The 6,639-nt window shown below is 74.2% G+C and carries 6 protein-coding genes; 3 read left to right on the top strand and 3 right to left on the bottom strand.

Going from position 1 to position 6,639, the window contains the following annotated elements; genetic code table 11:
- Together ACTUAL_RS15140 and ACTUAL_RS15135 are read right to left on the bottom strand one after the other, a co-directional pair.
- On the bottom strand, positions 1-631 hold a 631-nt coding region (locus tag ACTUAL_RS15140; protein WP_440900699.1), incomplete at its 3' end, for a CoA transferase.
- Positions 631-1,752 (bottom strand): acyl-CoA dehydrogenase family protein, encoded by a 1,122-nt coding sequence (locus ACTUAL_RS15135; protein ID WP_440900700.1) that lies wholly within the window; start codon positions 1,750-1,752, stop codon positions 631-633. The genes ACTUAL_RS15135 and ACTUAL_RS15140, both read right to left, overlap by 1 nt.
- A gap of 132 nt (positions 1,753-1,884) precedes the next feature.
- Here ACTUAL_RS15135 and ACTUAL_RS15130 point away from each other — a divergent pair, with 132 nt between their 5' ends.
- From ACTUAL_RS15130 to ACTUAL_RS15120, 3 genes are read left to right on the top strand one after another with little or no spacing between them, the layout of a single operon-like run.
- Positions 1,885-2,418 (top strand): GNAT family N-acetyltransferase, encoded by a 534-nt coding sequence (locus ACTUAL_RS15130; RefSeq protein ID WP_440900698.1) that lies wholly within the window; start codon positions 1,885-1,887, stop codon positions 2,416-2,418.
- Between the two features lie 60 nt (positions 2,419-2,478).
- Positions 2,479-3,681 carry an acetyl-CoA C-acetyltransferase gene (locus tag ACTUAL_RS15125; RefSeq protein WP_440900697.1) on the top strand — a complete coding sequence of 401 codons (1,203 nt, stop codon included), beginning with the start codon at positions 2,479-2,481 and terminating at the stop codon, positions 3,679-3,681.
- 1 nt (position 3,682) lies between these two features.
- The gene (locus ACTUAL_RS15120; protein ID WP_440900696.1) at positions 3,683-5,737 is read left to right on the top strand and encodes a 3-hydroxyacyl-CoA dehydrogenase NAD-binding domain-containing protein; all 2,055 of its coding nucleotides are present in this window, start codon (positions 3,683-3,685) and stop codon (positions 5,735-5,737) included.
- On the opposite strand, the gene ACTUAL_RS15115 is transcribed toward ACTUAL_RS15120, so the two are convergent.
- The coding region (locus ACTUAL_RS15115) for an AraC family transcriptional regulator (RefSeq protein WP_440900695.1) at positions 5,728-6,639 on the bottom strand (912 nt) is incomplete at its 5' end. The two genes, ACTUAL_RS15120 and ACTUAL_RS15115, sit on opposite strands and share 10 nt — an antisense overlap.

Genomic DNA, 6,639 nt, shown 5'->3' with positions numbered 1-6,639 from the left:
GCTCCCCCCGCCACCCGCCGCCGCGCCGCATCCCGTGCAGGAACGTCGTCAGCAGCGCCGCCCCGTCCACCATGGCCGCGTCCACGACCTGCCCGCGGCCCGACCGGTCCCGCTCGTGCAGCGCCGCCAGCACGCCCACGGCCAGCAGCAGCCCTCCCCCGCCGAAGTCGCCGACCAGGTTCAGCGGCACGGTCGGCGGCTGGCCCGCGCGGCCGATCGGGGACAGGGCGCCCGCGACCGCGATGTAGTCGATGTCGTGCCCGGCGCGCTCGGCCAGCGGGCCGGTCTGCCCCCAGCCGGTCATCCGGCCGTAGACCAGGCGCGGGTTGCGGGCCAGGCACTGGGCGGGGCCAAGGCCCATGCGCTCGGTCACGCCGGGGCGGTAGCCCTCGACGAGCACGTCGGCCCGCTCCACCAGGTCCAGCACCAGCGCGGCGCCCTCCGGCGAGCGCAGGTCGACGGCCACCGAGCGCCTGCCGCGCCCCAGCAGGTCGCCGGGGACGCCCACCGCGCCGATCCGGTCCACGCGCACCACGTCGGCCCCGAGGTCGGCCAGCACCATGCACCCGAACGGGGCGGGCGCGAGGCCGGCCAGCTCCACCACGCGCAGGCCCGCCAGCGGACCGGCCATCACAGGCTCCTCGCGATGATTTCCTTCATGATCTCGTTGGTGCCGCCGTAGATCTTCTGCACGCGCGCGTCCGCCCACGCGCGCGCGATCGGGTACTCGGTCATGTACCCGTACCCGCCGAAGAGCTGCACGCACTCGTCCACGACCCGGCACAGCCGCTCGGTCGACCACCACTTGGCCATGGCCGCCGTGGGCACGTCCAGCTCCCCGCGCAGGTGCAGCCCCACGCACTCGTCGACGAACGCGCGCGACACGCGGGCCTCGGTCGCGCACTCGGCGAGGGTGAACCGGGTGTTCTGGAACTTGATCAGCTCCCGCCCGAACGCGGACCGCTGCTTCACGTAGTCCAGGGTCAGCTCCAGCGCCGCCTCGATGCCCGCCACCGACGACACCGCGATCACCAGCCGCTCCTGCGGCAGCTGCTGCATCAGCTGCACGAACCCCTGCCCCTCGCCGCCGAGCAGCGCGGAGGCGGGCAGCCGGACGTCGTCGAAGAACAGCTCCGAGGTGTCCTGCCCCTTGAGCCCGAGCTTGTCGAGCACCCGCCCGCGCCGGAAGCCCTCGGCCCGCGCGGTCTCCACCACCAGCAGCGAGATCCCGGCCGCGCCCCTCTCCGGGTCGGTCTTGGCGGCCACGATCACCAGGTCGGCCTGAGCGCCGTTGGAGATGAACGTCTTCGAGCCGGACAGCACGTACCCGTCGCCGTCGCGCCGCGCCCGCGTGGTGATGCCCTGCAGGTCCGACCCGGCCCCCGGCTCGGACATCGCGATCGCGCCCACGTGCTCGCCGCTGGCGAGCTTGGGCAGCCACTCGTGCTTCTGCTCCTCGGTGCCGTAGGCGAGCAGGTAGTGGGCGACGATCCCGTTGTGGACGCTGCCGCCCCACGCGCTGTCGCCGGACCGCGCCTGCTCCTCCAGCAGCACGGCCTCGTGGGCGAACGTGCCGCCGCCACCGCCGTACTCCTCGGGCACCGACAGGCACAGCAGCCCCAGCTCCCCAGCCTTGAGCCAGAAGTCGCGGTCGACCTGCTTCTGCTCCGCCCACCGCTCCTGGTGCGGCACGGCCTCCTTGGCGAAGAACGTCCTGGCGAGCGAGCGCAGCTGGTCGAGGTCCTCGGTCATCCACGGTGATCGGCGCGCGGTCATGACCTGGGACGCTGCCACCGCGCGTCCCGCCCCGCCATGACCGCCCGGCACCACGAGCCGCCCGGTTAGGTGAGCGCAATTGTCACGGGGGTGCGCGAGACTGCCCAGGTGGAACTGATCAGGCTCACCCCCGGCTCGTGGCGGACCTGGCGCGACATCCGGCTGACCGCGCTGGCCAGCGACCCGGTCGCGTTCGGGCCGGTGCTGGAGCGGGAGCGCGGGCACACCGAGCAGGACTGGCGGACCTCGCTGCTGCCCGAGCAGGGCGTGCGGGTCGTCGCGCGGGACGCCGGGTCGGGCGCGGAGGGCTCGGTGGGGCTGGTGGCCGCGATCCCGCACTGGGAGGACAGCGGGGTGCTGTACCTGTTCTCCCTGTGGGTGCGGCCCGAGGCGCGCGGGCGCGGGGTGGGCGCGGCGCTGGTGGGCGACGTGCTGGCGTGGGCGGGCGAGCACGGGTGGCCGGTGGTGCGGCTGCGGGTGTCCCCCGGCAACGAGGTGGCGCGCAGGCTGTACCTGCGGGCGGGGTTCACCGGCGAGGGCGAGCACCTGGAGCGCGGGCCCGGCGGCGGGGTCCCCGAGCGGGCGGGCGCGCCGTCCCCGGCGGGGGTGTCCTCCGCAGCGGCGGACCACGCCGAGCGGTGAGCTGATAAGTCACCCCGAACGGTCATGGGCCGCGCGCCGCGCGCTGCCTACGGTGGTCGCATGACCGATGCCTTGATCTTCGACGCGGTGCGCACACCGCGCGGCAGGGGGAAGCGGGGGTCGCTGCACAGCGTGAAGCCGATCTCCCTGGTGTCCGGGGTGCTGTCGGCGCTGGCGGCCCGCAACGACCTGGACACCTCGGCGGTGGACGACGTCCTGCTGGGCGTGGTGTCGCCGGTCGGCGAGCAGGGCGGGGACATCGCCCGCACGGCGGTGCTGGCGGCGGGCTGGGACGTGCGGCCCGCGGGTGTGCAGCTCAACCGGTTCTGCGCCTCCGGGTTGGAGGCGGTGAACCTGGCGGCGGCGAAGGTGGCGTCCGGGTTCGAGGACCTGGTGGTGGCGGGCGGCGTCGAGTCGATGTCGCGGGTGCCGATGGGCTCGGACGGCGGCGCGTGGATGGCCGACCCGGAGACCAGCGCGGCGACCCGGTTCGTGCCGCAGGGGGTGAGCGCGGACCTGATCGCGACCCTGGAGGGGTTCAGCCGGGAGGACGTGGACGCGTTCGCGGTGCGCTCGCACCAGCGGGCGGTGCTGGCCCGCGACAAGGGCTGGTTCGAGAAGTCGCTGGTGCCGGTGGTGGACCGCAACGGCACGGTGGTGCTGGACCACGACGAGGCGATCCGGCCGGAGACCTCACTGGAGGGCCTCGCGGGGCTGAAGCCGAGCTTCCAGTTCCACGGCGACCTGGGCTACGACCTGGTGGCGATCGACCGGTACCCGCAGGTCGAGCGGATCTCGCACGTGCACACGCCGGGCAACTCCTCGCAGATCGTGGACGGGGCGGCGGCGGTGCTGCTGGGCAGCGAGCGGGTCGGCCGGGAGCTGGGGCTCACGCCGAGGGCGCGGGTGCTGGCGGCGTCCGTGGTGGGCACCGAGCCGACGATCATGCTGACCGGTCCGGCCCCGGCCGCGCGCAAGGCGCTGGACAGGGCCGGGCTGACCGTGGAGGACATCGACCTGTTCGAGGTCAACGAGGCGTTCTCGTCGGTGGTGCTGCGGTTCCAGCGGGAGCTGGGCGTGCCGGACGAGAAGGTCAACGTCAACGGCGGCGCGATCGCGCTCGGGCACCCGCTGGGCGCGACCGGGGCGATGATCCTGGGCACGCTGCTGGACGAGCTGGAGCGCCGGGACCTGCGGCGGGGGCTGGCGACGCTGTGCGTGGGCGGCGGCATGGGCATCGCGACGATCATCGAGAGGGTCTGAGATGGCCATCCGCTACGAGCGGGACGCCGAGGGCGTCGTCACGCTGACCATGGACATGTCGGGCTCGGCGAACGTGATGAACGCCGAGTACCAGGAGGCGATGGGCGCGGCCGTCGACCGGCTGGAGGCCGAGCGCGACGAGATCACCGGGGTGGTGCTGACCTCGGCGAAGAAGACGTTCTTCGCGGGCGGGGACCTGAACCTGCTGGTGTCGGTGACGCGGGAGAACTCCGCCGAGGTGCTGGCGGGCGTGTCGGACGTGAAGGCCCAGCTGCGCAGGCTGGAGAAGCTCGGCAGGCCCGTGGTGGCGGCGATCGCGGGCGCGGCGCTGGGCGGCGGGCTGGAGATCGCGCTGGCCTGCCACCACCGGGTGGTGCTGGACGACGACCGGATCAGGCTGGGGCTGCCCGAGGTGACGCTGGGGCTGCTGCCAGGCGGCGGCGGGGTCACCAGGATGGTGCGGATGCTCGGGCTCCAGGCCGCGCTGCCGCTGCTGGTGGAGGGCAAGCAGCTCCGCCCGAAGCGCGCGCTGGAGGCCGGCTTCGTCGACGAGCTGGCGTCCTCGAAGGAGGAGCTGATCGCCAAGGCGCGGGCGTGGATCGCGGCCAACCCGGAGCCGGTGCGGCCGTGGGACCGCAAGGGGCACACCGTCCCCGGCTTCCGGCCGTTCGACCCGCAGTCGTACGGGGTGCTCGCGGCGGCGCCCGCCGTGCTGCACAAGAAGACGCGGGGCGCGTTCCCCGCGCCGGAGAAGATCCTGGCGGCGGCCGTGGAGGGCGCGCTGGTCGACTTCGACACCGCGCTCGTGGTGGAGGACCGGTACGTCCTGGAGCTGGTGTCCGGGCAGGTCGCCAAGAACATGATCGGCACGTTCTGGTTCCAGCTGAACGAGATCGGCGCGGGCGGGTCGCGACCGTCCGGTGTGGAGCGGACCTCCGTGGCGAAGGTGGGCGTGCTCGGCGCGGGCATGATGGGCGCGGTCATCGCCGAGGTGACCGCGAGGGCGGGCATCCCGGTGGTGCTCAAGGACGTGACGCTGGAGGCCGCGCGGCGCGGCGCCGGTGAGACCCCCGGCATCACGCCCACCGACTCGGACGCCGACCTCGCCGGGTGCGACCTGGTGATCGAGGCCGTGTTCGAGGACCGGGAGCTGAAGAACCGGGTCCTCGCGGACGCCGGGTCCGCCGCGCTGGACGGCGCGGTGATCGCGTCCAACACCTCGACGCTGCCGATCACCGGGCTCGCCGGGGCGGTGGCGGACCCGGAGCGGTTCATCGGGCTGCACTTCTTCTCGCCGGTGCCGAGAATGCGGCTGGTGGAGATCATCCGGGGCGAGCGGACCTCGGACGAGACCCTGGCCCGCGCGTTCGACTACGTGCTGAGGATCGGCAAGACGCCGATCGTGGTCAACGACAGCCGGGGCTTCTACACCTCGCGCACGTTCGGCGCGTACGTCACCGAGGCCATCGCGATGGTCGGCGAGGGCGTGGCGCCCGCGCTGGTGGAGAACGTCGCCAAGCGCGCCGGGATGGCCGTGGGGCCGCTCGCGGTGTCGGACGAGGTGACGCTGACGCTCCAGCTGCGCATCCGCGACCAGGCCGTGGCCGACGGCGAGGGCGGCGCGGGCGGCGCGGGCGTGCGGGTGGTGGAGGAGCTGGTCGCCGAGGGGCGGACCGGCAAGTCCGGCGGGGCCGGGTTCTACGAGTACCCCGAGGGCGGGCGGAAGTTCCTGTGGCCGGGGCTGGCCCGGTACGGGCGCGCGGACGCCGGGGTCACCGAGCGGGACGTCGAGGACCGGCTGCTGTTCGTCCAGACCCTGGAGACGGTGCGCTGCCTGGACGAGGGGGTGCTCACGTCGGTGCGCGACGCCAACGTGGGCAGCGTCTTCGGGTTCGGGTTCGCGCCGTGGAGCGGCGGGACGCTCCAGTTCGCCAACGCCTACGGGCTGGCGGCGTTCGTGGAGCGGGCCGACTACCTCGCGGACACCTACGGCGAGCGGTTCCGGCCGCCGTCGTCGCTGCGCGAGCGGGCCAAGTCGGGCGAGGACTACCGGTAGCGCGGGGCGGCCCCGGTGCGGTACGCGCCGGGGCTGCTGCCCGTCCAGCGCTTGAACGCCCGGTGGAAGGCGCTGGCCTCGGAGAAGCCCAGGCGCAGCGCCAGCTCCTCCACCGACTCGCCGCCGCGCACCAGGCTCGCCACCGCCTGGTCGCGCAGCAGCTGCTCGCGGACCTCGCGGAACGTGGTGCCCTCGGCGGTGAGCCTGCGGCGCAGCGTCGCGGCGCTCACCCCGAGCCTGGCCGCCACCTCCGGCAGTCCGGGCGCGCCGGAGCCCCGCTCGGGGCGGACCGGGCCGGTGGTGGCGGCGCCGTGGTCGCGGCGGGAGAGCAGCTCGGCGGGCGAGTTGCGCAGGAACCGGCGCAGCGCGGCCTCGTCCTGGGCGACCGGCATCCGCAGGAAGCGGGTGTCGAACTCCAGCGCGGTGACGCCCGCGTCGAACCGCAGCGGGCAGCCGAAGATCAGGTGGTACTCGGCGGCGTGCGGCGGTTCCGGGTGGGCGAGCCGGACCGAGCGCAGCGGGATGCGGCGGCCGATCAGCCAGGACGAGAAGCGGTGCCACAGCACCAGGAGCGACTCGACCAGGAAGCGGTCGGGGTCGTCGAGCGCCCCGGTGTCCAGTTCGAGGCTGGCGGTGGGGGCGGTCGGGTCGGCGCGCAGGGCGGGCGCGGGCTCGACGTCGAACAGGTCGTAGAACGCCATCCCCCTGCGCAGCGCGGACTCCAGCGACGGGCAGTGCACGGCGAGCAGGCACATGGTGGCGAACGTGCCGCGCTTGCTGCGGCGCGGGGCCAGGCCCATGAACTCGTCGTCCAGGTCGTCCCAGAGGGCCTGGATCAGGCGGGTGTACTGCTCGGGGGTGACGCGGGCGCGGGTGTCGGCGAGCAGGGCGGGGCCGATGCC

This window comes from Actinosynnema sp. (genome assembly GCF_052038725.1).
The sequence above is the reverse complement of the archived record's forward strand: the minus strand, read 5'-3'. Positions and strand labels throughout refer to the sequence as shown.

Bases quoted from the DNA above. Each gene is read 5' to 3' on its own strand.
- ACTUAL_RS15135 (WP_440900700.1), bottom strand. From the start codon at position 1,752: ATGACCGAGGACCTCGACCAGCTGCGCTCGCTCGCCAGGACGTTCTTC.
- ACTUAL_RS15125 (WP_440900697.1), top strand. From the start codon at position 2,479: ATGACCGATGCCTTGATCTTCGACGCGGTGCGCACACCGCGCGGCAGG.
- ACTUAL_RS15120 (WP_440900696.1), top strand. From the start codon at position 3,683: ATGGCCATCCGCTACGAGCGGGACGCCGAGGGCGTCGTCACGCTGACC.